The 24,495-nt window shown below is 71.6% G+C and carries 24 protein-coding genes and 1 pseudogene; 14 read left to right on the top strand and 11 right to left on the bottom strand.

What is annotated here, in order from left to right:
• Positions 1-84 precede the first annotated feature (84 nt).
• The 5 genes from sigE (at position 85) to JK361_RS36780 (ending at position 5,397) form a co-directional block, all read left to right on the top strand.
• Positions 85-792, top strand: a complete 708-nt coding sequence (gene sigE / locus JK361_RS36800; RefSeq protein WP_201826832.1) for an RNA polymerase sigma factor SigE — start codon at positions 85-87, stop codon at positions 790-792.
• Positions 789-1,826, top strand: a complete 1,038-nt coding sequence (locus tag JK361_RS36795; protein ID WP_201826764.1) for a zf-HC2 domain-containing protein — start codon at positions 789-791, stop codon at positions 1,824-1,826. The genes sigE and JK361_RS36795 overlap by 4 nt, the downstream gene beginning before the upstream one ends.
• Positions 1,827-1,958: 132 nt before the next feature.
• Positions 1,959-3,959 (top strand): trypsin-like peptidase domain-containing protein, encoded by a 2,001-nt coding sequence (locus JK361_RS36790; RefSeq protein WP_201826762.1) that lies wholly within the window; start codon positions 1,959-1,961, stop codon positions 3,957-3,959.
• An 84-nt stretch (positions 3,960-4,043) separates the two neighbouring features.
• Positions 4,044-4,496: a sec-independent translocase gene (locus tag JK361_RS36785; RefSeq protein WP_201826760.1), complete on the top strand. Its 453-nt coding sequence runs from the start codon at positions 4,044-4,046 to the stop codon at positions 4,494-4,496.
• 235 nt (positions 4,497-4,731) lie between these two features.
• Positions 4,732-5,397, top strand: coding sequence for a hypothetical protein (locus JK361_RS36780; RefSeq protein WP_201826759.1), 666 nt, complete (start codon positions 4,732-4,734; stop codon positions 5,395-5,397).
• A 228-nt stretch (positions 5,398-5,625) separates the two neighbouring features.
• Here the strand turns inward: JK361_RS36780 and JK361_RS36775 are convergent, their stop codons facing one another.
• The gene (locus JK361_RS36775) at positions 5,626-6,363 is read right to left on the bottom strand and encodes a GbsR/MarR family transcriptional regulator (RefSeq protein WP_201826756.1); all 738 of its coding nucleotides are present in this window, start codon (positions 6,361-6,363) and stop codon (positions 5,626-5,628) included.
• A gap of 244 nt (positions 6,364-6,607) precedes the next feature.
• On the opposite strand from JK361_RS36775, the gene JK361_RS36770 reads away from it, so the two are divergent.
• Genes JK361_RS36770 through JK361_RS36760 form a run of 3 tightly spaced genes read left to right on the top strand, consistent with a single transcriptional unit; the run spans position 6,608 to position 9,062 of the window.
• Positions 6,608-7,279 (top strand): DUF4097 family beta strand repeat-containing protein, encoded by a 672-nt coding sequence (locus JK361_RS36770; RefSeq protein WP_201826754.1) that lies wholly within the window; start codon positions 6,608-6,610, stop codon positions 7,277-7,279.
• Between the two features lie 38 nt (positions 7,280-7,317).
• Positions 7,318-8,280, top strand: coding sequence for an ATP-binding cassette domain-containing protein (locus JK361_RS36765; protein WP_201826752.1), 963 nt, complete (start codon positions 7,318-7,320; stop codon positions 8,278-8,280).
• Positions 8,277-9,062 carry an ABC transporter permease gene (locus tag JK361_RS36760; RefSeq protein WP_201826750.1) on the top strand — a complete coding sequence of 262 codons (786 nt, stop codon included), beginning with the start codon at positions 8,277-8,279 and terminating at the stop codon, positions 9,060-9,062. The genes JK361_RS36765 and JK361_RS36760 overlap by 4 nt, the downstream gene beginning before the upstream one ends.
• A gap of 57 nt (positions 9,063-9,119) precedes the next feature.
• On the opposite strand, the gene JK361_RS36755 is transcribed toward JK361_RS36760, so the two are convergent.
• The 4 genes from JK361_RS36755 to JK361_RS36740 form a co-directional block, all read right to left on the bottom strand.
• On the bottom strand, positions 9,120-9,674 hold the full coding sequence (locus tag JK361_RS36755; protein WP_201826748.1) for a hypothetical protein: 555 nt from the start codon (positions 9,672-9,674) through the stop codon (positions 9,120-9,122).
• Between the two features lie 438 nt (positions 9,675-10,112).
• Positions 10,113-11,246 carry an Mrp/NBP35 family ATP-binding protein gene (locus JK361_RS36750; protein WP_201826746.1) on the bottom strand — a complete coding sequence of 378 codons (1,134 nt, stop codon included), beginning with the start codon at positions 11,244-11,246 and terminating at the stop codon, positions 10,113-10,115.
• A gap of 43 nt (positions 11,247-11,289) precedes the next feature.
• On the bottom strand, positions 11,290-11,904 hold the full coding sequence (locus tag JK361_RS36745; RefSeq protein ID WP_201826744.1) for a DUF1003 domain-containing protein: 615 nt from the start codon (positions 11,902-11,904) through the stop codon (positions 11,290-11,292).
• Entirely contained in the window at positions 11,894-13,183 is a 1,290-nt protein-coding gene (locus tag JK361_RS36740; protein ID WP_201826742.1) for a magnesium transporter MgtE N-terminal domain-containing protein, read from the bottom strand. The genes JK361_RS36745 and JK361_RS36740 overlap by 11 nt, the downstream gene beginning before the upstream one ends.
• Before the next feature lie 207 nt (positions 13,184-13,390).
• On the opposite strand from JK361_RS36740, the gene JK361_RS36735 reads away from it, so the two are divergent.
• The gene (locus JK361_RS36735) at positions 13,391-14,134 is read left to right on the top strand and encodes a hypothetical protein (RefSeq protein ID WP_201826740.1); all 744 of its coding nucleotides are present in this window, start codon (positions 13,391-13,393) and stop codon (positions 14,132-14,134) included.
• A gap of 376 nt (positions 14,135-14,510) precedes the next feature.
• Here JK361_RS36735 and JK361_RS36730 read toward each other — a convergent pair whose 3' ends face one another.
• Positions 14,511-15,026: a hypothetical protein gene (locus JK361_RS36730; protein ID WP_201826738.1), complete on the bottom strand. Its 516-nt coding sequence runs from the start codon at positions 15,024-15,026 to the stop codon at positions 14,511-14,513.
• 33 nt (positions 15,027-15,059) lie between these two features.
• On the bottom strand, positions 15,060-16,184 hold the full coding sequence (locus JK361_RS36725; RefSeq protein WP_201826736.1) for a magnesium and cobalt transport protein CorA: 1,125 nt from the start codon (positions 16,182-16,184) through the stop codon (positions 15,060-15,062).
• A gap of 506 nt (positions 16,185-16,690) precedes the next feature.
• On the opposite strand from JK361_RS36725, the gene JK361_RS36720 reads away from it, so the two are divergent.
• Positions 16,691-17,275, top strand: a complete 585-nt coding sequence (locus JK361_RS36720) for a suppressor of fused domain protein (RefSeq protein ID WP_201826734.1) — start codon at positions 16,691-16,693, stop codon at positions 17,273-17,275.
• Between the two features lie 53 nt (positions 17,276-17,328).
• Here JK361_RS36720 and JK361_RS36715 read toward each other — a convergent pair whose 3' ends face one another.
• Positions 17,329-18,588 carry an MFS transporter gene (locus JK361_RS36715; protein WP_201826732.1) on the bottom strand — a complete coding sequence of 420 codons (1,260 nt, stop codon included), beginning with the start codon at positions 18,586-18,588 and terminating at the stop codon, positions 17,329-17,331.
• A gap of 169 nt (positions 18,589-18,757) precedes the next feature.
• Here JK361_RS36715 and JK361_RS36710 point away from each other — a divergent pair, with 169 nt between their 5' ends.
• From JK361_RS36710 to JK361_RS36700, 3 genes are all read left to right on the top strand, one after another.
• Positions 18,758-19,399 (top strand): DUF6758 family protein, encoded by a 642-nt coding sequence (locus JK361_RS36710; RefSeq protein ID WP_201826730.1) that lies wholly within the window; start codon positions 18,758-18,760, stop codon positions 19,397-19,399.
• A 173-nt stretch (positions 19,400-19,572) separates the two neighbouring features.
• A complete protein-coding gene (locus JK361_RS36705; RefSeq protein WP_201826728.1) occupies positions 19,573-20,430 on the top strand; it encodes a PHP domain-containing protein in 858 nt (285 codons plus the stop codon).
• An 85-nt stretch (positions 20,431-20,515) separates the two neighbouring features.
• Entirely contained in the window at positions 20,516-21,121 is a 606-nt protein-coding gene (locus JK361_RS36700) for a MarC family protein (protein ID WP_201826726.1), read from the top strand.
• Between the two features lie 60 nt (positions 21,122-21,181).
• On the opposite strand, the gene JK361_RS36695 is transcribed toward JK361_RS36700, so the two are convergent.
• Complete coding sequence (locus JK361_RS36695) at positions 21,182-21,334, bottom strand: DUF8834 family protein (protein WP_173860878.1); 153 nt, start codon at positions 21,332-21,334, stop codon at positions 21,182-21,184.
• A 207-nt stretch (positions 21,335-21,541) separates the two neighbouring features.
• On the opposite strand from JK361_RS36695, the gene JK361_RS36690 reads away from it, so the two are divergent.
• A complete protein-coding gene (locus JK361_RS36690) occupies positions 21,542-22,447 on the top strand; it encodes an NYN domain-containing protein (RefSeq protein WP_201826830.1) in 906 nt (301 codons plus the stop codon).
• A gap of 74 nt (positions 22,448-22,521) precedes the next feature.
• Here the strand turns inward: JK361_RS36690 and JK361_RS36685 are convergent, their stop codons facing one another.
• The gene (locus JK361_RS36685; protein ID WP_201826724.1) at positions 22,522-23,412 is read right to left on the bottom strand and encodes an alpha/beta fold hydrolase; all 891 of its coding nucleotides are present in this window, start codon (positions 23,410-23,412) and stop codon (positions 22,522-22,524) included.
• A gap of 752 nt (positions 23,413-24,164) precedes the next feature.
• A pseudogene (locus JK361_RS36680) lies at positions 24,165-24,495 on the bottom strand (DEAD/DEAH box helicase); the annotation flags it as partial.

Raw genomic sequence — 24,495 nt, 5'->3', positions numbered from 1 at the left:
GGCGAGGTGGCTATGGTAGGGGCTCCACTGGACACCACCAGAGCCGACAGGGGAGGTGCGGCTGCGCCCGGGGACCGGGGCGGAGTGCTGCGGCGCTTCCTCGGGTCGGCGGGCAGGCCGAAATCCGTGACCGACACCGCTGCTGACAGCCGCGCCGCCGCCGCAGGCGACGCCCAGACCGCGACCTTCGCCACCGACGCGGACGGGCAGGCGTGGACTCCGCCCACGTGGGACGAGATCGTCAGCACGCACAGCGGCCGGGTCTACCGACTCGCCTACCGTCTGACGGGCAACCAGCACGACGCCGAGGACCTCACCCAGGAGGTCTTCGTCCGCGTCTTCCGCTCCCTGTCGACGTACTCGCCGGGCACCTTCGAGGGCTGGCTGCACCGCATCACCACCAACCTCTTCCTGGACATGGTCCGGCGCAAGCAGCGCATCCGCTTCGACGCCCTCGGCGAGGACGCGGCCGAGCGCCTGCCCAGCCGCGAGCCCACCCCGCAACAGCTCTTCAACGACGCGCACTTCGACGCCGACGTCCAGCAGGCCCTCGACACCCTGGCGCCCGAGTTCCGCGCCGCCGTCGTCCTGTGCGACATCGAAGGACTGTCGTACGAGGAGATCGCCGCCACCCTCGGCGTGAAGCTGGGCACGGTCCGCTCCCGTATCCACCGCGGCCGCTCCCAGCTCCGCAAGGCCCTCGCGCACCGCTCCCCGGAGGCCCGCGCGGCCGAGCGGCGCTCCTTCCTGGCCCGTGTCCCCGCTCTGGGGGGAGGGGGCGCGACCGCGTGAGTGGATCTCGGCCGAAACCTGTCGAGGAGGCACACCTCGCAGAGCAGCACCTGGGAGACCGGCTCTCCGCCCTGGTGGACGGAGAGCTCGGTCATGAGACGCGTGAGCGTGTCCTCGCGCACCTGGCCACCTGCGCCCGGTGCAAAGCCGAGGCGGACGCCCAGCGCGCGCTGAAGAACGTCTTCGCGGAGGCGGCCCCGCCCCCGCCCTCGGCGAGCTTGCTGGCCCGTCTCCAGGGCCTCCCCGGAGGAGGTGACCTGGACGGCGGCGGCACGCCGTCGCCCGGGGGCGGATTCCTCGGCGGCGGGTCCGCCACCGGGGCCTTCGGAGTGAGGCGGGGCGAGCGCCTCCCGTTCGGGTACGTCCCCGCCCCCGCGCACGGCTTCGTCCCCGCCGCCGCGGACGGCACAGCCGGACCAGAGGGCGGCGGCTTCCGCATCCACCCCGTCGGCCGCCCGGACGACGGCCGCTCCGCCTCGCGCGGGCTGCGGTTCGCATTCGCCGCCGCCGGCGCGGTGTCGCTGGCCGCGGTCGCCCTCGGCGGCGTGACCACCGCCTTCCCCGGCGACCTGACCACGGACGCCCGCGGCGGCTCCGGCAACGGCAGCAATGTGACCCCGTCGCGCTCGGCGGGCAACGGCGGGGGCGGGGGCGCGGCCACGCCCGACAGCCAGCGCCGGCGTCCGGCCGGACCGCTGCTCGCCCAGGGGGGCGCGCTGCTCGGCCCGGCCCCGGTGGCGCCGACCACCCTGTCCGCGCCGCTGCTGCCCGGCATGCCCGTCACGGCCACCGGACAGGCCCCCACCGGGGCGGTACGCGGCCTGACCGCGCCGGTGTTCGCCGGTGCGGCCGCCGTCTCCCCGCTGATACGCCCGCTCGACGAGACGGTGGCCCTCCCGCTCGCCGACTGGTCCACGACTCCCGGAGCCACCGGCCCCGGTCTGCTGTCCGCCCCCGTCCCCGACACCACGCCCGCTCCCTCCGCAGCCCCGGTCTCCCCGGTTCCTCCCACCGCGCCCCACGGGTCGCCCTGACCGGTCACTGCGCCCCGGCCCGCGAACCTGGTTCAATCCTGTGAGGCCGTGCCCGCGGCGACGACCCCGGGGCGGTGGACGACGTCCCGTGGCCGTGGCAGTGCGCGGTCGCGGCTCAGCCGTGGGGAGAGCATGAACGAGGGGAACCGTGTCCCGCCGGTGGAAGAACCGGAGGGAGCGGCGGATGCGACACCGGCCGGCCGGACGGAGAGCGCCGACCGGCCCGTCAGCACCGGGGGCGCCGTACCGGACGCCACCGGGGCCGACGGGGACTTCGAACTGGCCAAGCCGGTCCCGGCCCCGCCACCCGCCACCGACGGCGAGACCGCGGAAGGGGCCGGGGAGAGGGCCGTAGCGGTTTCAGGGACTGCCGTGGCGGCCGGGGAGACCGCCGTGCCGTCCGTCGCGGAGCGGCCCGAGCCTCTTGCGGCGGGCCCCGAGCCTGACGCCGAGCGGTCCGGACTCGTCGCGGAGCGGTCCGAGCCCGCCGGGGAGACCGCCGTAGCGGCGTCCGGTGAACGGCCCAAGCCGTTGCACGACCCCGATCCCTACAGCACCCCGCCGTACGGCGAACCCGGGCCCTGGGCGCCCGCGCCGCCGGTGCAGCACCCGGTGGCCGCCTCGGCACCCGGGACGGCCGTACCCCCGCCCGCGGTCCCGCCGGCGCCCCTGCCCACGCCGGCGCCCGCGCCCCACGTACCGGGCCCGGCGTCGGCGCCCGCGCCCCACGTACCGGGCCCCGCTTCGGTGCCCGCGGCTGCCGTGCCCGGCGGTGCGGCACCGGCGCCCACGACTGCCGTACTCCCCGGTGCCGTCCCGGCCTCCGTACCCGCGGCCTCCGTACCCCCCGCCGCCGTACCCGCGGCTTCCGTGCCCCCGGTCGCCGGCTCCGTTCCGCAGGGCGGCGACGCCTGGGGCCGTTACGATCCCTGGGCCGGCGGCTCCCCCACTCAGCAGGCGCTCGCCCGGGGGCCGTTGCAGCAGACCGGTGAAGCGGTGCTGACGGACGGCCGGCGCAATCGCCGGGCGCGGCGCCTCGCCGTCGTGTGGACCCTCCTCGTCGCCCTCGTCTCCGCGGGCATCGGCGGAGCCGTCGGCGCCTACGTGGAACGCGACGGTCTCGGCGCCGACATACGGCTGCCGCAGGCCGGGAGCGTGCCGGCCGGCCGGACACCGGACAGTGTGGCCGGGATCGCCGCCCGCGCCCTGCCCAGCGTGGTCACGCTGCACGTCAGGGGGGCCGACGAGGCGGGGACCGGCACCGGTTTCGTGCTCGACGCCCAGGGCCACATCCTCACCAACAACCACGTGGTCGAGCCCGCCGGGACGGACGGCGAGATATCCGTGACCTTCAGCAGCGGCGACACCGTCAAGGCCAAGGTCGTCGGCCGGGACAGCGGCTACGACCTCGCCGTCGTCCAGGTGCACGGCGTCCGCGGACTCACCCCGCTGCCCCTCGGCAACTCCGACGACGTCAGGGTCGGCGACCCCGTCGTCGCCATCGGCGCCCCCTTCGACCTCGCCAACACGGTCACCTCCGGCATCATCAGCGCCAAGGAGCGGCCGATCACGGCCGGCGGGGGGAAGAGCGACGGCAGCGACGTGTCGTACGTCGACGCCCTCCAGACCGACGCCCCGATCAACCCCGGCAACTCCGGCGGTCCGCTGCTCGACTCCCGGGCCCAGGTCATCGGCATCAACTCCGCCATCCGCTCCGCGGGCAGCGGCTCCGACTCCTCGGGCGGCGGCCAGGCCGGCTCCATCGGCCTCGGCTTCGCCATTCCCGTCAACCAGGCCAAGCGTGTCGCCGAGGAACTCATCAACGACGGCCGCGCCACGCACCCTGTGATAGGCGTCACCCTCGACATGGGCTACACCGGCGACGGCGCCCGTATCGACGCCAAGAGCGCGAGCGGCGGTCCCGCCGTCAACCGGGGCGGCCCAGGTGAGCGGGCCGGTCTCAAGCCGGGCGACGTGGTGACCGGGGTCGGTGGAGAACGTGTCCACACCGGTGAAGAGCTGATAGTCAAGATCCGCGCCCACCGGCCCGGCGACCGGCTGCGCCTGACGGTCGAACGCGGCGGGACCGAGCGGGAGATCTCACTCGTGCTGGGCGCCTCGGAGCAGAACTGACAGAAGTCTCACCAAGGGACGGTACCGGTCGGACGGTGACGCCGGGTACCGTTGAGCGACCGAGGACATCGCAAGGAGCGTCAGGTGTTCAATGACATAGGACCACTGGAGCTGGTGACGATCGTCGTGCTCGCCGTGCTCGTCTTCGGTCCGGACAAGCTCCCGAAGGTGATCCAGGACGTGACGCGGACGATCCGGAAGATCCGCGAGTTCTCGGAGAGCGCCAAGCACGACATCCGCAGCGAACTGGGCCCGGAGTTCAAGGACTTCGAGTTCGAGGACCTCAACCCCAAGACCTTCATCCGCAAGCAGCTGGACAACGATGACCTGGGGCTGAAGGAGATCCGCAACGGATTCGACCTGAAGAAGGAGATGGCCGAGGTCACGGACGCGGTGAACAGCCGCGACAGCGAGGCGTCCTCCTCGTCCTCGCCGTCCTCCTCGGCCCCTTCCTCCGGCGGGCGCATCGACATGGCCAAGAAGCCCGAGACGCCCGGCGACGACGACCGGCCGCCCTTCGACGCGGACGCCACCTGACCGCGCTCCTCCGACACGCGCACGCGGGCGTACGCCGCACACGTGACGCGTTTCATAGCGCACACCCGTCGCGCACGGCCTGAACAGGTCGTTCGTGCGACCCACGCATCCAGCGCCTGCCCTGCTGGTCTCAGCGGTGTGGATATGCTGCCGAGTTGTTGTGCGGACCGGACGCGTACGCCCGAAGGGGGGCGGGTCAGCCCGGTCCGACGAGAGCGAGGAGGCGTCCGGGCAGATGGAGACGACGAGTCGGGTGGGCGCGCAGGCGCCGGCCGCGGAGGGCGGACAGCAGTTCCCCTCCGCCCGGCGCACCATCGACGGTTACCTGAGGGCGCCCTTCCCGTGGTACGGGCTCGACGAGGCGTTCACGGGGCCTCGCTGGCTGATGCAGGTCGGTACGACGGCCGACGGCGCCGTCGAGCACGGTTCGATCGGGCACGGCGACGAGCCCTCGGTGCGCAACGAGTCCGGGAGCGCCGGTGAGCCGCGGGAGAAGTTCGCCGTCGTGGTGACGGTCGCCGCGCAGCCGTCCCGGCGGACCGCCGACGGCACGGGGCTGCTGGAGGCGACCTCAGTGTCCTCCGCGGCGTGGCTGGCGGGGGTGGGGCTGCTGTCGTTCACCTGGCCCGGCCAGATGGACCACAGCCTGCGGGACGACTGGCTGGAGCAGCAGACGGAGACGGCCTGGGCCCTGGCCGACGATCTCGACGGCCCGGAGTGGTCCAGGCTCTCCCTGCCGGTGGACGGCGTCGCGGCCCAGTTCCACTACCGGGAGTCGGAGTACGGGTGGGTGCTGGCCGGCACCACCGAGTCCGGGGTTCACCTGGGCGCGTACGGGCGGGGGATGAGCGCGTACGGACTCGGCTTCGCCGTGATCAAGGACATCGCCGTCTACGCGTAGACGGCGTCCCGGTCGCCGCCGCGGCGGCGACCGGACGACGGCGCCGGCGCCACCGAGAGCGCGGAAGCGCGCGACGTGGAACCGCCGGCGCCGCAGCACGCCCGCCGTCACCGGCTCCGTCGCTCCAGGGCGCCCGCCGTCGTCGCGGTCACCGGTGACGTGGATCCTCGGGCCGGCCCCCTGCCGATGACCGTCGAGGTGGCCGCCCGCCGGCGGTCCGGGCGTGGCTCAGCCGGGGCCGTCCGTGGCCGTCTCGGGTTTCGTGTACAGGACGTCGCGGGCCTGTTCCGCGGCGCGGGCGATGCTCTCGCCGACGAAGTCGAGGAAGCGGGCGATGTTCTCGAGGCGGACCGCGGCCGGAGTGTCGGGGCCGAGGACGCCCACGCCCTGACGTGCGGTCTCGGCGAGCCGGAAGTTGGACTGGGCGGCGGCGGCCATCGACTGGAACCAGATGTCGTCGTTGACGGCGTAGCGCTCGCGGCGGCGTTCGTCGCGCTCCCGGCTGATGAGCCCCTGGTTCTCCAGGAACGTGATCGCCTTGGACACGGACGCCGGGCTGACCTGGAGACGCTGGGCGAGTTCGGACGCGGTGAGGCTGCCCGCGTCGGTGGTGAAGAGGCAGGTCAGCACCCGGGACATCATCTTCGGCAGGCCCTGTTGCATGAGGAGGGCGGTGAACGCCTCCTCGTACTCGCGTACGGCCTCGGGGTCGCGGCCGTCGTCGGCGCGCGGGGGCGCCTCCGCCCCCCGGGGCGCGGCCTGCCTGCGCCGGTGGGCGCGGCGTTCGGTGGCGTGGTGGGCGAGTTCGGCGCGGTAGGCGGTGGGGCCGCCGTTGCGCATGACCTCGCGCGTGACGGTCGAGGTCGGGCGGTCGAGGCGCCGTGCGATCTCCGCGTAGGCGAGGCCGTCGGCCAGCCCCAGCGCGATCTGCTGACGCTCCTGCTGGGTGAGTCTGCCTCCCGGCATCGCGGTCTCCTTCGTGTTGCTCGGCTGCCTCCACTATAGCGTTCACTTCCGAGTCATTGCAACGGTAGGAGTGGTGATTGTTGCGTTCTCATCAGGTCCATTGCAACAATTTCTAGGCATTGACCTGCATATATGGCATCCGTGCGCAACGAATGCGTTGCTCAATCCTTGAACGCAACGTAGCGTTTCCAGTGTCAGAAACGACGGGCCGACGGAGTGCCCGACGCAGACGAAGGAGCGCACGATGCAGAAGTTCGACACCCCCGCCCCGGTTTCCGCCGTCCTCGACATCCCCGCGGGACACATCCGGTTCATCGCCGCCGACCGGGCCGACACCACCGTCGAGATCCTCCCCGCGGACGCCTCCAAGAGCCGCGACGTGAAGGCGGCCGAGCTGGTCGAGGTCGTCTACGGCGACGGGGTGCTGAGGGTCGAGGCCCCGGCGGCCAAGAACCGGCTCCTCGGCCACTCCGGGGCCGTCGAGGTGACCATCCAGCTGCCCGCCGGCTCCCGCGTCGAGGCGAAGGCCGGCGCCGCCGAGTTCCGGGGCGTGGGACGGCTCGGTGACGTCGTCTTCGAGGGCGGCTACCGCTCGGTCAAGGTCGACGAGGCCGCGAGCGCCCGCCTCACCGCCCACGACGGCGACGTCTCGGTCGGCCGGCTGTGCGGCCCCGCCGAGATCCGCACCCACAGGGGCGACATCCGGATCACCCAGGCCGTGTGCGGCACGGTCACCCTGCGCACCGAGCAGGGTGAGATCTCGGTCGGTGCCGCCCGCGGAGTCTCCGCCTCCCTGGACGCCGGCACCGGCTACGGCCGGGTGAGCAACTCGCTCCGGAACGCCGACGGTGCCGACGCCCCCCTGAACATCCGGGCGACCACCGCCTACGGCGACATCACCGCCCGCAGTCTGTGAATCCGCAGTCAACTAGAGCGAACAAGGGGGCACCTCTCATGACCCACCCGGCCATCGCGGCACACGGGCTGCGCAAGTCCTACGGCGACAAGACCGTCCTGGACGGCGTCGACCTGGCCGTCGGGGAAGGCACGATCTTCTCCCTGCTCGGCCCGAACGGCGCCGGCAAGACCACCGTCGTCAAGATCCTCTCCACCCTCGTCTCCGCCGACCCCGCCTCCGGCCCGATCCGCGTCGGCGGCCACGACCTCGCCGCGGACCCGCGGGCCGTGCGGGCCGCGATCGGTGTCACCGGGCAGTTCTCCGCCGTCGACGGCCTGATCACCGGCGCGGAGAACATGCTCCTCATGGCGGACCTGCACCACCTCTCCCGCGGCGAGGGGCGCCGGGTCACCGCCGAGCTGCTGGAGCGCTTCGACCTCACCGAGGCCGCGTCGAAGCCCGCCTCCACCTACTCCGGCGGCATGAAGCGCCGCCTCGACATCGCCATGACCCTGGTCGGCAGCCCGCGGATCATCTTCCTCGACGAGCCGACCACCGGACTGGACCCGCGCTCCCGGCACAACATGTGGCAGATCATCCGCGAACTCGTCACCGACGGCGTCACGGCCTTCCTCACCACCCAGTACCTGGAAGAGGCCGACGAACTCGCCGACCGCATCGCCGTGCTCGACAACGGACGCATCGCCGCCGAAGGCACCGCGGAGGAACTCAAGCGGCTCATCCCCGGCGGACACGTCAGGCTCCGCTTCACCGACCCGGCCGCCTACCGGAACGCGGCCTCGGCGCTGCGCGAGGCCACCCGGCACGACGAATCCCTCGCCCTCCAGATCCCCAGCGGCGGAAGCCAGCGCGAACTGCGCTCCCTCCTGGACTGGTTGGACGCCGCCGGCATCGAGGCCGACGAACTGACCGTGCACACCCCCGACCTGGACGACGTCTTCTTCGCCCTGACCGGCCCCACCGGCATCCCCGACCAGCACAAGGAGACCGCCCGATGAGTTCCCTCTCCCTCGCCGTACGCGACTGCTCCACCATGCTGCGCCGCAACCTGCTGCACGCCCGCCGCTACCCCTCCCTCACCCTGAACCTGCTGCTCACCCCAATCATGCTGTTGCTGCTCTTCGTCTACATCTTCGGCGACACCATGAGCGCGGGCATCGACGGCGGAGACCGCTCCGACTACGTCGCCTACATCGTGCCGGGCCTGCTGCTGATGACCATCGGCTCCACCACGATCGGCACCGCGGTCTCCGTCTCCAACGACATGACCGAGGGCATCATCGCCCGCTTCCGCACGATGGCGATCCACCGCCCCTCGGTCCTCGTCGGGCACGTCGTCGGCAGCGTGCTCCAGTCGGTGATGAGCGTCGTCCTCGTCGGCGCCGTCGCCGTGGCCATCGGCTTCCGCTCCACGGACGCCACCGTCCTGGAATGGCTCGCCGCCTTCGGGCTCCTCGTGCTCTTCGCCCTGGCCCTCACCTGGATCGCGGTCGGCATGGGCCTGATCAGCCCCAACGCCGAGGCCGCCGGCAACAACGCGATGCCGCTGATCCTGCTGCCGCTGCTGTCCAGCGCCTTCGTCCCCCTCGACTCGATGCCGGGCTGGTTCCAGCCGGTCGCCCGGTACCAGCCGTTCACCCCCGCCATCGAGACCCTGCGCGGCCTGCTGCTCGGCACCGGGATCGGCGACAACGGCTGGCTCGCCGTCGCCTGGTGCCTGGGTCTGGCCGTGCTCGGCTACTTCTGGTCGGCCTCGAAGTTCGACCAGGACCCGAGGTAGCCGCCGTGACGACGCGGGCCACGTCCCCGCAACCGCTGCCCCGTCGCTACGCCGACCTCAGCGCTGACTGTTGCGGAATCCGATCACCACGGCACCCCACCAGCAGACCTGAGACACGAGAGCTGTCGCGGCTGCCCGGGCGAGGAAGCGCGGGGCAAGCGTGGCAGAGCACTGTTGCGTCATGCGCCTGTTCAGGAGCCCGGCCTGGAGGCCGTTGAGCGTGAGGACGAGCACCAGCCCCAACTTGATGCGGGTGAGGGCGGAGCCAAGGTCTGGGTGGAGCATCACGCCACTGGCTACCAGACCGACGAGGCCGGTCCAGATGGGGACGTGGAGGCGGCCCGCGCTGTTCAGGGCGTCACTCAGGGTGCAACGGCCCGTCAGGCACAGGAGAGCGTAGTAGTCGGCCACCAGGACCGCTCCGAAGCCGAGCACCAGCGAGGCCAGATGGGCAAAAAGCGCCATGGTGTGGAGGGCGGCATCCACGCGCAGGTGCAGGGATATCCAGGCACATGCCGAGAGACCCAGGCAGGCGGCGAGTGCGGCGGCTCCGACCGTCCACCACGTGTCGTACAGCCCCAGCCGCCGGGTGGGCGCCGTCTGAGGGGACATGGACGACTCCGGGGGCAGCACGGACACAGACGACTCCTAGGACAATCACAGGTGAGGTTTAGGTAAGGCTCACCTAACAGTGATTTCAAGTCAAGGTCGGAAAGTGAGCGGGGTTCCAGCCGCGACGCAAGCGTGATCAGGGCGTGCCACTCCCGCGACCTGCCCTTGAAGGGCGCGGCTGTACAGCAGCGAAGTACAGCGACCCCGCCGACCAGCACCGACCGTCCATGCCCTTCCCGGCTCGCATGGCCCCAGCAGGTCCCAGCGACCTTCGTGCCCGTAGTTCGCATCGAGGGGCATGCCGCGACACCCCCACTCGGGCCGTCTCCGGGCCGTGCGGGGGCGCTCGACGACAACAAACGTTGACAAACGGTGACGGCTCCGCCGCTGGTCAGAAGGTTGACCAATGACGGAGCCGCAGATCGCAGACGTGCGAATTCAGAACTTGTTCTTCGGCGTGATCCCCAGCGAAAGGCCCGACAGGCCGCGCTGGCGGCCGCCCAGCTTGCCGGCGATCGCGCGCAGGGCCGAGCCCGCCGGGGAGTCGGGGTCGGTCAGGACGACCGGCTTGCCCTCGTCACCGCCCTCGCGGAGGCGGACGTCGATCGGGATGTTCCCGAGGACCGGGACCGTCGTACCGGTGGTGCGGGTCAGGCCGTCGGCGACCAGCTGGCCGCCGCCCGTGCCGAAGACGTCGACCATCTCACCGCAGTGCGGGCAGGGCAGGCCGGACATGTTCTCGACCACACCGACGATCTTCTGGTGGGTCTGCACGGCGATGGAGCCGGCCCGCTCGGCGACCTCGGCCGCCGCCTGCTGCGGGGTCGTCACGACCAGGATCTCGGCGTTCGGGACCAGCTGGGCCACGGAGATCGCGATGTCGCCCGTGCCGGGCGGCAGGTCCAGCAGCAGGACGTCCAGGTCGCCCCAGTAGACGTCGGCGAGGAACTGCTGGAGTGCGCGGTGCAGCATCGGGCCGCGCCAGACGACCGGCGCGTTGCCCGGGGTGAACATGCCGATGGAGATGACCTTCACGCCGTTCGCGGACGGCGGCATGATCATGTTCTCGACCTGGGTGGGCCGGCCGTCGGCGCCGAGCATGCGCGGCACGCTGTGGCCGTAGATGTCGGCGTCCACGACACCGACCTTCAGACCGTCGGCCGCCATCGCCGCCGCCAGGTTCACCGTCACCGAGGACTTGCCGACGCCGCCCTTGCCGGAGGCGACCGCGTAGACGCGGGTGAGATTGCCCGGCTTGGCGAAGGGGACCTCGCGCTCGGCCTGGCCGCCGCGCAGGGCCGCCGCCAGCTCCTTGCGCTGCTCGTCGCTCATCACGTCCAGGGTGACGTCCACGCGGGTGACGCCCTCGACCCGGGAGACCGCCTCGGTGACGCGCTGCGTGATGGTGTCGCGCATCGGGCAGCCGGACACCGTCAGGTACACGGTGACCGCGACCGCTCCGTCCGCGCCGATCTCCACCGATTTGACCATCCCGAGTTCGGTGATCGGGCGGTTGATCTCGGGGTCGTTCACCGTCGCCAGTGCCTCGCGCACCGCGTCTTCCGTAGCCATAAGGACGATGGTACGGCGCGCCGAGGGGCCTTCGGGATGCCCCTCAGCGGTCGTCTGTGTCACGTCCTGGTGGGCGTTCCGCCCGTTCCGCCGGGAATACGACATGGCCGGCGTGTCCGTCGTGGTGGCGGCGCTCCTCCAGTTCCTTCATCAGGTCCTGGAGCTCCGAGCGGATCCAGTCCCGGGTGGCCACCTCGCCCAGGCCCATGCGCAGCGCGGCGACCTCCCGGGTCAGGTACTCGGTGTCGGCGATGGACCGCTCGTTCTGCTTGCGGTCCTGCTCCAGGTTGACCCGGTCGCGGTCGTCCTGCCTGTTCTGCGCGAGCAGGATCAGCGGGGCCGCGTAGGACGCCTGGAGGGACAGCATCAGGGTCAGGAAGATGAACGGGTACTGGTCGAAGCGCAGCGTCACCGGGGCGGCCACGTTCCACAGCACCCACATGATGATGACGACCGTCATCCACACGATGAAGCGTCCGGTGCCCAGGAACCGGGCGATCTTCTCCGACAGGCGGCCGAAGGCCTCCGGGTCCCACTCGGGCAGGAACCGCCGGCGCGGCGGGCGCGGCTGGTCCAGCCGGGGCGTCCGGGGCCGGGGAGCGGCCGTGGCACCCGCCGGATGACGCTCGCGGGACGCGGTCTCGCGCTCAGGAGCCATGGGCGGGCGCCTCCTCTCCCTCGTTCAGATGGAACTCCGTCTCCCGCCAGTCGTCGGGCAGCATGTGGTCCAGTACGTCGTCCACCGTCACCGCGCCGAGCAGCGACCCGGACTCGTCCACCACGGGCGCCGCCACCATGTCGTAGGTGGCGAAGAACCCGGCGATGACCGGCAGGGTGGCGTCCGGGTCCAGGGGCAGCAGATCGTCGTCCAGAACCGAGCTGACCAGCGTGTACGGCGGGTCGCGCAGCAGCCGCTGGAAGTGGACCGTGCCGAGGTACTTGCCGGTCGGGGTCTCGTCGGGCGGGCGGCAGACGTAGACCTGGGCGGCGAGGGCGGGGGAGAGGTCCGGGTTGCGGACCCGGGCGAGCGCGTCGGCGACGGTGGCGTCGGGCCGCAGCACGATCGGCTCCGTCGTCATCAGACCGCCGGCCGTGTGCTCCTCGTACGACATCAGGCGTCGCATGTCGGCCGCGTCGGCGGGCTTCATCAGGCTCAGCAGCCGCTCCTTGTCGGCCTCGGGCAGTTCGGAGAGCAGGTCGGCCGCGTCGTCCGGGTCCATCGCCTCCAGCACGTCCGCCGCGCGCTCCTCCTGGAGCTTGCCGAGGATCTCGATCTGGTCGTCCTCGGGCAGCTCTTCGAGCACGTCGGCGAGCCGGTCGTCGTCCAGGGCGGCGGCGACCTCGGCCCGCCGTTTCGGGGACAGGTGGTGCAGGACGTTGGCGAGGTCGGCGGGGCGCAGCTGCTCGAAGGTGGCGAGCAGGCTCTCCGCGCCCTGCCCGTGCTCCTCCAGGGAGAAGCCGGTGACGGCCGACCACTCGACGGTCAGCGTCTCACCCTTCGCCCGCCGGAAGGCACCGCCCTTTCTGCCCTTGCGGAGGAAGACGCGGTCGACCTCCCAGTCCCGGCGGGCGGGCAACTGCTGCACGGACAGGTCGAGCACGGTGACCTCCTCACCGGTCTCCACCAGCGTCACCCGCCGGTCCAGCAGCTCGCCGAAGACCAGCCGCTCGGTGGGGCGCTGCTCGAAGCGGCGGACGTTCAGCACGCCGGTGGTGATCACCTGGCCCGACTCGACGCCGGTCACCCGGGTCATGGGCAGGAAGATGCGGCGCCGCGTGGACAGCTCGACGACCAGTCCGAGGACGCGCGGGGGCCGCCGCCCGACGCGCAGCATGACGACCAGATCACGTACGCGGCCCACCTGGTCGCCGGCCGGATCGAAGACCGGGACCCCGGCGAGGTGCGAGACGAAGATCCGGGGGGCGCCGGCTGCCATGGCTCTGCTTCCTTTGCCTGGGAAACGAGGGGGACTGGGGTGGGTGGAATTTGCTCGGATTTGCCCGCTCGGGTGCGCTTCAGGCTAGCCCGTACCGCTCGGATACGCCCTGGTGGGGGGTCCGGACGGACTGGCTCCGTCAGGCGGCCGACGCACCGGTACGCTGCGGTACGCCGCTCAGGAACCGTCAGAAAGGCAGCCCCACCTGTGACTGCGATTCCCCCGGGCCGTACCCGCCGGACCGCACTGGCGACCGCGACCTGCGCGCTGGCCGTGGCGGGAGCGATGGTGCTGTCGGGGTGCGGCGGCGACGATCCGGACGCGGGGACGAACGGGGTGGGCAAACTGCCCCCCGACAAGATCCAGGCGAAGACGCGGGCCGCGGCGGACGGGGCCGCTGCCGTACGGCTGTCCGGGACCGTGGTCACCAGTGGTCGTACGTACCGGCTGGACATGCAGCTCAAGGCCGACGGCGGGACCGGTTCGGTGACCTCGCAGGGGGCGACGTTCAAGCTGCTGCGGGTGGGCGAGAAGCTGTATCTCAAGGCCGACGCGGACTTCTGGAACCACGCCGACCGCAGCGACGGCGCCACGGGCAAGCTGGACGGCAAGTATGTGAAGGTGCCGCAGGGCGACCCCGCGTACAAGAAGTTCAGCGGCTTCACGGACAAGGACGTCCTCCTCGACGGTCTGCTGACGCTGCACGGGGCGTTGGCGACGGACGGCCACCACGCCGATCAGTCGGGTACCCCCACGATCCGCATCACCGGCGACGAGGGCTCCGGCGGCACGCTGGACGTCTCCCTCCAGGGCCGGCCGTACCCCCTCCGCCTGGTCCGCGGCGGCGACGCGGGCACGCTCCGCTTCTCGGACTGGGGCAAGGACTTCACCGTCAAGGAACCGGCCGGGTCGGACACGGTGGACTACGGCAGACAACTCCCGACGTCATAACCCACCCGCTCCCCACACCCAGCGAAGGACGCGGCAGCCGGGGCACCATGACGACGCCCCACGCTGCCACCCGCTCCCCACACCCACCGAAGGACGCGGCAGCCGGGGCATGCTGGGCAGCGGCGGACGGTTCCTGGGGGATGGGCAGGATCGACCATGACGACACCCCGCTCCCCACACCCTGCGACCGGCACCACAGCCGGGGGCGCCAGCGCGTCGCCCGCACCTCGGGTCCGCCGCGACGGCGCTCGGCCCCAGCGGCGGGATCCGGCGGTCCGGACGGCGCTCGGCCCCAGCGGCGGGATCCGGCGGTCCCGACGGCGCTCGGCCCCAGCGGTGTGGCCCGGTCGTGTCGGCGGCGCTCAGCTCCCGGCGGTCACTTTCTCTTCCGGCGCTTGAACAGCAGTTTCGGCAGGGCCGCCGGTACCGGGCGGCGGGTCGTCGCCGGTGTCGGCACGGGCCGCTCGGCCAGGCTGTCGGCCGGGACCGGGTTCACGGCCCCCGTCGGCACCAGGCGGAGCACCCGGCACTCGCGGGCCCAGCGGGCCGGCATCTCCTCGCCGTCGGGGGCGTTCAGCCGCTTGCCCTTCAGCTCGGCGACCACCGCCTCCCACTCCTCGGAGCCGGACGCCAGCTCGGACACGGTCACCGGGAACGACACCAGCCGGCCGCCCTTGTCCTTGCTGCGCACGCTCACCTCGGCGGCGCCGCCGTCGGCCAGCCCCTCCAGCGGCTGCTCACCGGGCCCGTCGCCGACCACGCACACCGCGCCCTCGTGCCACACATGCCACAGCGCACGCGCGGCCGGGGCGGCGGCGCCCCGGACCCAGATGAGGCCGGACTTCTTCGAGGCCTCCTCGATGAGGGCCCGGTCGAGCAGCTCGCTTGTCATGCGCCCCAGCCTATCCAGGCCGTCCGCGCCCGCTCACAGCCAGCCGTTGCGCTTCAGCGTGCGGTGGATGCCCAGGCAGATGACTCCGGTGATGGCCATGATGACCGGGTACCCGAACCGCCAGTGCGTCTCCGGCATGTAGTCGAAGTTCATGCCGTACACCCCGCACACCATCGTCGGCACGGCGACGATCGCGGCCCAGGAGGTGATCTTGCGCATGTCCTCGTTCTGCGCGACGGACGCCTGCGCGAGATTGGCCTGGAGGATGGAGTTGAGGAGTTCGTCGAAGCCCAGCACCTGCTCCTGAACACGGGCCAGGTGGTCGGCGACGTCCCGGAAGTACTTCTGGATGTCCGGGTCGATCAGCCGCATCGGCCGCTCGCTCAGCAGCTGCATGGGCCGCAGCAGGGGCGCCACCGCGCGCTTGAACTCCAGCACCTCGCGCTTGAGCTGGTAGATCCGCGCGGAGTCCACACCACGCGAGACCCCGCCCTTGCGGCCGGGCGAGAAGACCTCGGTCTCCACCTCGTCGATGTCGTCCTGCACCGCGTCGGCGACCGCGATGTAGCCGTCCACGACGTGGTCGGCGATGGCGTGCAGGACGGCCGAGGGGCCCTTGGCGAGCAGCTCGGGGTCGTCCTGGAGGCGGTGCCGCAGCGCCCTGAGCGAGCCCTGGCCGCCGTGCCGGACGGTGATGAAGAAGTCCCGGCCGGTGAAGCACATGACCTCGCCGGTCTCCACGACCTCGCTGTTGGCGGTGAGCCGGTCGTGCTCGACGTAGTGGATGGTCTTGAAGACGGTGAACAGCGAGTCGTCGTACCGCTCCAGCTTGGGCCGCTGGTGCGCCTGTACCGCGTCCTCGACGGCCAGCGGGTGCAGCCCGAACTCACTGGCGATACCGGCGAATTCCGATTCGGTCGGCTCGTGCAGGCCGATCCAGACGAACCCGCCGTCGCGGCGCACCAGCCGCATCGCCTCCTGCGGGGTCAGCGGCTTGGCGCTCTGCACGCGGGCGCCGTCGCGGTAGACGGCGCAGTCGACGACGGCCGAGGGCGTCGCGGGGTCGCGCGTGGTGTCGTAGGACGCGCTGGTGTCCTTGCGCAGCGAGACGCGGGACGACGGGCGGACCACGGCGCGCAGGTCGCGGATCATCGACATGGGCAGGCTCCTTCGCGGGCGGGCAGCGAAAGCGCCGGGCAACGGGTGGAACTACCCGGAATGGGGACGTCCTTCAGGGGTCTCCCGCCCTTGGTGAAGGGAAGGATGTTTGGCACGTCCGCAAAGCGGGGAGCACCGCACCGTCGCGGTGGCGACTTCGCTACTGATGCAGAACTGATTCAGATCAGACAGATCAGGCAAAGCGAGACGAAGTGCTCTTCCGAACGACGACGCGCAAGGGAAGGCGGCGGCCAGCCGGTAATTACATCAGCAGCCGGAAGAGCGAGTGGTACTGCACGGTCGACTTCGATCCATGACAGCCCCACCTCCTCCGGCCGGTCCCTCGTAAGGGAGTCTCATCGGTGTCGGGACTCCGCGGTGACTTCCCGGTGCCCGAAGGGCTTGGGGGCCAGGCGCGCTGCCCCGAACCACCGGCTCAGAGTACCAGCCGCCCGTACTGTCAAGGCGACGCTTTGCCCGCTGCTGACGAGTTCTATGCTCAGCGCATGGCAGATGTTCTTCCTCTGGTCGAGGCCCGGTTGAGCACCGCACTGGGCGAACCGGACGCCCGCGCCGCGGTCACCTTCCTCGGCACGGACCGCATCGAGGTGCTCCGTTTCCAGGAGGGGGACGTCGTCCGGTACGCCACCCTCGGCATGTCCCGGCAGCCCATGGCGGACCCCACGGCGGTGCTGGCCGACCCTGTCAAGGGCCCCCGCGCCGAACTGGTCCTGTCCGTACGCGCAGGGCTCGCCGACACCGACAAGGTGCTCCGGCCGCTGGCAGTCCTCGCCGCGACCCCGCAGGTGGAGGGCCTCGTGGTCACTCCGGGTGCCTCCCTGGACGTGGGCGAGCCGCTGTGGCCCGGCGCCGGCTTCACCTCCGTGCTCGTGGGTGAGCCCGGCGGGCTCGTGGAGGACCTGGAACTGGACGCTCCGATGGACCCCGTACGGTTCCTGCCGCTGCTGCCGATGACCCCGAACGAGGCCGCCTGGAAGCGCGTGCACGGTGCCCAGGCCCTCCAGGAGCGCTGGCTCGCGAACGGCACGGACCTGCGGGACCCGGCCCGCGGATCCGTCCCGCTGGACTGACTCCGACCGCCCGCCGAGTGACTGATCTCACCCCAACATAAGGCCGGAAACGGTCAGTTGGTGAAGGTGCCGACTCCGTCCTCGGCCGCGTGCCGGGGCTCCTGTTCCGCCGCCATGGGGATCCCTCCGCTCGAGTGAAGCCGAGAGTGGGGGAGGGTGAGGGCCCGGCGCCGTACGAGGACCACGAGCGCGCCCAGCACCGCGGTGACGGCCGCGACCACGAACGGGACGTGGATGTCGGTCCACTCCTCGATCCGCGGTGCGAAGTAGGGCGCCGCGGCGGCGGCGAACCAGCGGACGAAGTTGTAGCCCGCGCTCGCGACCGGGCGCGGTGCGTCCGACACGCCGAGGGCGAGTTCGGTGTAGACGGTGTTGTTCACGCCGATGAACGCACCGGACAGGACCGTGCAGACGACGGCCGTGGTGTGGTCGCCGTAGCCGAGTACGAGCACGTCGGCCGCGAGCAGCACCAGCGAGCCGCCGAGCACCTTCAGCGAACCGAACCGGGTCTGCATGCGCGGGGCCACGATCACCGAGAAGACGGCGAGCAGCACGCCCCAGGCGAAGAACACCGCGCCCGAGCGGTACGGCGTCATGTCCAGCACGAACGGCGTGAAGGCCAGCACGGTGAAGAACGTGTAGTTGTAGAAGAACGCCGAGACCGCCGCCGAGGCCAGGCCGCCGTGGCCGAGCGCCTTGAGGGGGTCCAGGACCGAGGTCTTCCGGGCCGGCTTCGGCTGCTCCTTCAGGAACGCCGTGATGCACAGGAAACCGATCGCCATCAGCGTGGCCGTACCGAAGAACGGGTAGCGCCAGCTGACGTTGCCGAGGACCGCGCCGAGCAGCGGGCCGCAGGCCATGCCGAGGCCGAGGGCGGACTCGTAGAGCAGGATCGCCGCCGCGCTGCCCCCGGCCGCCGCGCCGACGATCACCGCGAGGGCGGTCGAGACGAACAGTGCGTTGCCGAGGCCCCAGCCGGCCCGGTAGCCGACGAGCTGGCCGACCGAGCCGGAGGTGCCCGCCAGGCCCGCGAAGACGACCACGAACGCGAGGCCGAGCAGCAGTGTCCTGCGGCCGCCGATGCGGCTGGAGACGAAGCCGGTCAGCAGCATCGCGACGGCGGTGATCAGGAAGTACGAGGTGAAGAGCAGCGACACCTGGCCGGCGGTGGCGTGCAGGCCCTGGGCGATCGACGGCAGGATCGGGTCGACGAGGCCGATGCCCATGAAGGCGACGACGGAGGCGCCGGCCGTGGCCCAGACGGCCTTGGGCTGTCGCAGGAGGCTGCCGGTTCCCGCGTCGAAGGGGTCCATGTGCTTCTCCCGTCCTCACTGGATGGTTGGGTTATGCACATAGTAAGTTAGCGCATCTAATTAATGCAAGATGCAACCATTTTGGCCGGTCGGGCATATGGTCGGGTCTTCCGTCCGGACGGGTGATCGTCCTTGACGTGGGCGTGCGGGGGTAGGACCGTGGGGCCCTATGAGGGGCGAACCCAGTTGCCCGAAGTGCGGTGGCCGGGTCAGGGCTCCCGGACTCTTCGCCGATGCGTGGCAGTGCGATGTGCATGGCACGGTGTATCCGCTTCAGCCCGTGATCCCGCCCAGCGTCGAGGCGCTCAACGTCGTCGTGCACCGCACGCAGGTGCCGGTCTGGATGCCGTGGCCGCTGCCGGTCGGATGGCTGTTCACGGGTGTGGCGTACGCCGGTGACGACCGCAGCGGCGGCCGCGCGACCGCCGTGGCCTGCTCGGGTCCCGGGCCGCTCGGCGGTCCCGGGGAGATGATCCTGATCGCCGAGGAGCTGGGCGTCGGACTCGGGGCGTACTACGCCGGCATCGACGGCCCGGACCCGGGGTCGTTCATGAACGTGGAGAAGCCGCCCCAGGCCAAGGTGCTGGCCGCGGGCCGTCCGACCCCGCTCTGGCACGTCTACCGCACCCCCGACGACCGGGCCGTCTTCGCGGGTGAGGCGCTCGGGATGTGGCTGTGGGCGGTGATGTGGCCCGAGCAGGCCGGCCTGCTCATGTACGACGAGCTGGTGCTCACCGACCTGCGGGACGCGGGGGCGGAGATAGACCTGGTGCCCTGCGGGGCGTTGTCGCCGCGCCTGCTCCGGCCGTAGCGCCCAGCGGGCGGATCGGCGGCGACGGCGACTGCGCTCTGTCCCGACGCCTGTGGCCCCCTCGTGGGGCGTAGAAGTAAAGGGCGCCGGCCGGTTTCGGGTGTGACAGTGAGGGTGGAAATCCCGGCTATCCTTAGGTGTCCTCTTCCGTCCGTCACCCGTCAGGAGTTCGCGTGCGCATCGATCTGCACTGCCACTCCACGGCCTCCGACGGTACGGACACCCCGGCCGAGCTGGTGCGTCATGCCTCCGCGGCCGGACTGGACGTCGTCGCGCTGACCGACCACGACACCACCCGCGGGTACGCCGAGGCGATCGGCGCGCTGCCCGAGGGGCTGACCCTGGTCACCGGCGCCGAGCTGTCCTGCCGTGTCGACGGCGTCTCGATGCACCTGCTGGCCTACCTCTTCGACCCCGAGGAGCCCGCCCTGCTCGCCGAGCGCGAGCTGGTCCGGGACGACCGGGTGCCGCGGGCCCAGGGCATGGTCGCCAAGCTGAACGCGCTGGGCGTGCCGGTCACCTGGGAGCAGGTCGAACGGATCGCCGGCGGGGGTTCCGTCGGGCGTCCGCATGTCGCGACCGCGCTGGTGGAGCTGGGTGTCGTGCCGACGGTGAGCGACGCGTTCACCGAGGAGTGGCTGGCCGACGGCGGGCGGGCCTTCGTGGAGAAGCACGAGACCGACCCCTTCGAGGCGATCCGGCTGGTCAAGGCCGCGGGCGGGGTCTGCGTGTTCGCGCACCCGGCCGCCGCCAAGCGCGGCCGCACCGTGCCGGAGTTCCGTATCGCCGAGATGGCCGAGGCCGGCCTGGACGGCATCGAGGTCGACCACATGGACCACGACCTCGACGCCCGGGACCGGCTGCGGGACCTGGCGAAGGAACTGGGACTGCTGGTCACGGGCTCCTCGGACTACCACGGCAGCCGCAAGACCGTGGCGCTGGGCGCGTACACGACCGACCCCGAGGTGTACGGGGAGATCACCCGGCGGGCCACCGGGGCGTTCCCGGTGCCGGGTACCGGCGGAGCCTGAGGCCCTCCGGGGCCGTTCCGCGCCGGCTCACGCCGCCCTCACACCCGTATCTCTTCTTTCTCGCAGCAAGGCCTGTAGCACCCCCATGTTCGACATCGCCATCTTCGGCTCCCTGTTCCTGACCCTCTTTGTCATCATGGATCCCCCAGGGATCACCCCGATCTTCCTCGCCCTGACCGCCGGACGGCCGGCCAAGGTCCAGAAGCGGATGGCCTTCCAGGCCGTCTGCGTGGCGGGCGGGGTGATCGCCGTCTTCGGCGTCCTGGGCCACCAGATCCTGAACTACCTGCACGTCTCCGTCCCGGCGCTGATGATCGCGGGCGGTCTGCTGCTCCTGCTGATCGCGCTGGACCTGCTCACCGGCAAGACCGACGAGCCCAAGCAGACCAAGGACGTCAACGTGGCCCTCGTGCCGCTCGGCATGCCGCTGCTGGCGGGCCCCGGTGCGATCGTGTCCGTGATCCTGGCCGTGCAGAAGGCCGACAGCGTGTCCACGCAGATCTCGGTGTGGTCCGCGATCCTCGCGATCCACGTCGTGCTGTGGCTGGTGATGCGTTACTCGCTGCTGATCATCCGGGTAATCAAGGACGGCGGTGTCGTCCTGGTGACGCGGCTGGCGGGCATGATGCTCTCCGCGATCGCGGTCCAGCAGATCATCAACGGCATCACCCAGGTGATCCGGGGGAGCTGAGCACGGCCCCCGTACGGAAGAGTCCGTACGGGGGCCGCGAAGCTTCGGCGGGAGTCCGCGTTACGAGGCCGGAGTGTCGGCCGGGCGGATCCACAGGCGCTGCCCGACGGCGGCGGCCTGCTGCACGATCCGGTTGACGGAGGCGGCGTCCACGACGGTGCTGTCCACGGTGGTGCCGTCGACCTCGTCGAGTCGCATGATTTCGAAGCGCATGGGCTTCTCCCTTCGTCTGGTCATCCTCCTGCGGAGAACTACTTGGAGTGACGTCTGTGTATCCAGCGTCGTACGTACTCAACGCGACGCTTGTTACAAACATTCCCTACGCTAAAGAAATTTTTCGAACGACTAATTACTGACTGGTAAGTGGTGGTGGAGGAGCCGACCGGGACCGGTTGTGTTCGCAGTGTGACCACCGGGACAATGGAGGCGATGAACGACGACCCGGCCGACCTCGGCGCCCGTATCGACCGCACGAACGAGCTGCTGGAACGCATGCTCGCCGAGGTGGCCAAGACACCCTCGACCCACGCGATCTTCGTCGACGCGGGCTACCTGTACGCGGCAGCGGGCCGGCTGGTCGCCGGAACCGAGGACCGCCGCGCCTTCGACCTGGACGCCGAGGGCCTGATCGACGCACTGATCGACAGGGCCCGCACGATCTTCGCGGACAGCCGGCTGCTGCGTGTCTACTGGTACGACGGCGCCCGGCGCCGCATCCACACCGCCGAGCAGCAGTCCATCGCCGAACTGCCCGACGTCAAGGTCCGCCTCGGCAACCTCAACGCCAACAACCAGCAGAAGGGCGTCGACTCGCTGATCCGCTCGGACCTGGAGTCACTGGCGAGGCACCGCGCGATCAGCGACGCGGCCCTCCTCGGCGGCGACGAGGACCTGGTCTCGGCGGTCGAGGCGGCCCAGGGCTACGGCGCCCGCGTCCACCTCTGGGGCATCGAGGCACCCGAGGGCCGCAACCAGGCCGAACCGCTGCTCTGGGAGGTCGACAGCCAGCGCACCTTCGACCTGGAGTTCTTCAAGCCGTACGTCTCCCGGCGCACGGCCGCCGCGTACGACGCCGGCAGCACCGCCCGCCCGACCCGCGAGGACGTGCGCTTCGTCGGCGCCCAGATCGCGGCACGGTGGCTCGCCTCCCGTGGCCGCGAAGCCCTCGTCGAGCTGCTCCCGGGCCATCCCTACCTGCCCGGCTCCGTCGACCAGGACCTGCTGGTCGAGGCCGAGGGGCTGCTCCAGTACTCCCTGCGCGGCCACGCGGACCTGCGGCGCGCCCTCAGGGACGGCTTCTGGGGCCATTTGCAGGCGCAGTACTAGCCGCCCGGGGACGGGTTCAAGCGGCCCCGGACGGGTTGCGGGGGTATCTACGCGCGCGGTACCAGCTGCCCGGTCTACGGGGCCGGCCGTTCCGCCGGGGTGTCGTCCCAGAAGCCGGCGATCGCCCGCGCCGTCTCCAGGGGGCGGTCGGTGTTGGGCGAGTGCTCGGCGCCCTCGATGACCGTCCGCCGCGCCTCCAGCCGGACCGCCATGTCGTCGAGCAGCGGCAGCGGCCAGGTGTCGTCCCGCGCACCCGACAGCACGTGGAACGGCAGCGGTACGGCCGCCAGTTCGGCCACCCTGTCCGGCTCCGTGCACAACTGAAGTCCGGTCGCGAGGAGTTGGCCGGGCTTGGTGGCCAGCCAGCGGCGCCGCAGGTCGTCCCGGTCGTCCAGTCCGCCGTCGAACGCGGGCGTGTCCGTCTCCTCCGGCGGCTCCATCGCCTGGATCGCCTCCCACACCTCCGCCATGCCCATCACGGCGAGCGCGTCCCGGAGCAGCTTCACGCGCTCCTGCTGGGATGTCGAGATCTGCGCCGGGCCGGAGGACATCAGGGTGAGCGACAGGAAGGGCGCGTGGTCGAGCAGTACGGCCGCGCGCGTGATCTGGCCGCCGAGGGAGTGCCCCAGCAGATGCACCGGGCCGCCGATCGCCTCCGCCTGTGCGAGCACGTCCCGCGCCAACTCCTCCTGCGCGTAAGCCGACTCGTCCGTCACGGGCCCGTCCGTCTCGAACTGGCCCCGCCCGTCCACGGCGACGGTCCGGTAACCGCGCTCGGCGAGCGGCACGTGCAGCGAGTTGAAGTCCTCCTTGCTCCCGGTGAACCCCGGCAGCAGCAGCGCGACGCCCCTGGGCTCAACGCCGACGGCCACGGGAGCGTCGACCACGGCGAACTCACCGCGAGCCGTCCGAAGAGGGTACGCGCGGGCGCCGGGCGGCGGGACGAAGGTGGGGGGCCTGCTCATGGAGGAGAGGCTATCCGGCGAAGGCGGCGATGCGGGTGCCGGGTGGGCGGCGCGGGCGCAGGGTGAACCTGAGTGGGCGGTGGGGCGCGAAGGACACGGCCGAAGCCCGCCGCTCGTCCTCTGACCGGCTCATTGCCATCAGTGCGTACGGGATGGGCGAGGCGCCGTTCGGGGTCTCGGTGGGCTCTTGTCGGGGTGCCTGGGGGTGGATGCGGTGCTGATTGGGCTTGGGTGAGCTTCTGTGGTGGGTGTGGGTATCAGGGGGGTGTGGTGCTGGTTGGGCTTGGGTGAGCCTCTGTGGTGGGTGTCTGGGGGCGGGTGTGGTGCCGGACGGGGTTCGGTGAGCCCCTGTGGTGAGTGCCTGGGTGGGTGTGGTGCTGGCCGGGGTTGGGTGAGTGCCTGGGGGGTGTGGTGCTGGTTGGGGTTTGGGTGAGCTTCTGTGGTGGGTGTCTGGGGGGGGCGGTGCTGGTCGGGGTTGGGTGAGCCTCTGGGGTGGGTGTCTGGGGGCGGGTGTGGTGCCGGACGGGGTTCGGTGAGCCTCTGTGGAGGGTGCGCGCGGGCCGCGCGGGGTGCCGGCCGGGGTTCGGGCGGGCTGTCGTGGGCTTTGCCGTGACCGGAGCTTGGTCGGGCGCTGCCGTGGGCCTTGCCGAGACCGGTGCCGTAGGGTGCCGGCCGGAAACGCCGACGGCCGGGTCCACTGTCGTGAACCCGGCCGTCGGACCGGCTTACGCCGCTGCCGTGCGGCGCCCGTGTCAGGCCTCGGGGGCCTCCACGGCCGCCGTGGCCTTACGGGCCCGGCGCGGCTTGGGCGTCGCCTCGGTGCTCTCACCGGCCGCCTCGGCAGCGGACGCCACCGTCTTGCGCGTCCGGCGCCGCGGCTTGACCTCGGGCTCCTCGGTGGCCTGCGCCGGAATCTCCGGAGCAGCCGCCTCGGCCACGGCCTTGCGGGTCCGTCGCGCCTTCGGAGCGGCGACCGCGTCCCCGTCGACCGCCTCCACGGCGGCGGTCGCCGCCTTGCGGGTGCGGCGGGGCTTGGCTTCGGCCTCGGGTGCCTCGACCGCGAGGGTCTCGGCTGCGGCCGTG

This window comes from Streptomyces musisoli, from assembly GCF_016741855.1.
Taxonomy (GTDB): domain Bacteria; phylum Actinomycetota; class Actinomycetes; order Streptomycetales; family Streptomycetaceae; genus Streptomyces; species Streptomyces musisoli.
This window is presented reverse-complemented; position numbering and strand designations above follow the sequence as displayed.

Excerpts from the sequence above, each read along its gene's own strand:
- JK361_RS36710 (WP_201826730.1), top strand. The coding sequence starts at position 18,758 with ATGAGGGGCGAACCCAGTTGCCCGAAGTGCGGTGGCCGGGTCAGGGCT.
- JK361_RS36690 (WP_201826830.1), top strand. The coding sequence starts at position 21,542 with ATGGAGGCGATGAACGACGACCCGGCCGACCTCGGCGCCCGTATCGAC.
- JK361_RS36760 (WP_201826750.1), top strand. The coding sequence starts at position 8,277 with ATGAGTTCCCTCTCCCTCGCCGTACGCGACTGCTCCACCATGCTGCGC.
- JK361_RS36780 (WP_201826759.1), top strand. The coding sequence starts at position 4,732 with ATGGAGACGACGAGTCGGGTGGGCGCGCAGGCGCCGGCCGCGGAGGGC.
- JK361_RS36725 (WP_201826736.1), bottom strand. The coding sequence starts at position 16,184 with ATGTCGATGATCCGCGACCTGCGCGCCGTGGTCCGCCCGTCGTCCCGC.
- JK361_RS36770 (WP_201826754.1), top strand. The coding sequence starts at position 6,608 with ATGCAGAAGTTCGACACCCCCGCCCCGGTTTCCGCCGTCCTCGACATC.
- JK361_RS36695 (WP_173860878.1), bottom strand. The coding sequence starts at position 21,334 with ATGCGCTTCGAAATCATGCGACTCGACGAGGTCGACGGCACCACCGTG.
- JK361_RS36685 (WP_201826724.1), bottom strand. The coding sequence starts at position 23,412 with ATGAGCAGGCCCCCCACCTTCGTCCCGCCGCCCGGCGCCCGCGCGTAC.
- JK361_RS36720 (WP_201826734.1), top strand. The coding sequence starts at position 16,691 with ATGGCAGATGTTCTTCCTCTGGTCGAGGCCCGGTTGAGCACCGCACTG.
- JK361_RS36715 (WP_201826732.1), bottom strand. The coding sequence starts at position 18,588 with ATGGACCCCTTCGACGCGGGAACCGGCAGCCTCCTGCGACAGCCCAAG.
- JK361_RS36755 (WP_201826748.1), bottom strand. The coding sequence starts at position 9,674 with ATGTCCCCTCAGACGGCGCCCACCCGGCGGCTGGGGCTGTACGACACG.
- JK361_RS36730 (WP_201826738.1), bottom strand. The coding sequence starts at position 15,026 with ATGACAAGCGAGCTGCTCGACCGGGCCCTCATCGAGGAGGCCTCGAAG.
- JK361_RS36790 (WP_201826762.1), top strand. The coding sequence starts at position 1,959 with ATGAACGAGGGGAACCGTGTCCCGCCGGTGGAAGAACCGGAGGGAGCG.
- JK361_RS36700 (WP_201826726.1), top strand. The coding sequence starts at position 20,516 with ATGTTCGACATCGCCATCTTCGGCTCCCTGTTCCTGACCCTCTTTGTC.
- JK361_RS36750 (WP_201826746.1), bottom strand. The coding sequence starts at position 11,246 with ATGGCTACGGAAGACGCGGTGCGCGAGGCACTGGCGACGGTGAACGAC.
- JK361_RS36775 (WP_201826756.1), bottom strand. The coding sequence starts at position 6,363 with ATGCCGGGAGGCAGACTCACCCAGCAGGAGCGTCAGCAGATCGCGCTG.
- JK361_RS36765 (WP_201826752.1), top strand. The coding sequence starts at position 7,318 with ATGACCCACCCGGCCATCGCGGCACACGGGCTGCGCAAGTCCTACGGC.
- JK361_RS36740 (WP_201826742.1), bottom strand. The coding sequence starts at position 13,183 with ATGGCAGCCGGCGCCCCCCGGATCTTCGTCTCGCACCTCGCCGGGGTC.
- JK361_RS36745 (WP_201826744.1), bottom strand. The coding sequence starts at position 11,904 with ATGGCTCCTGAGCGCGAGACCGCGTCCCGCGAGCGTCATCCGGCGGGT.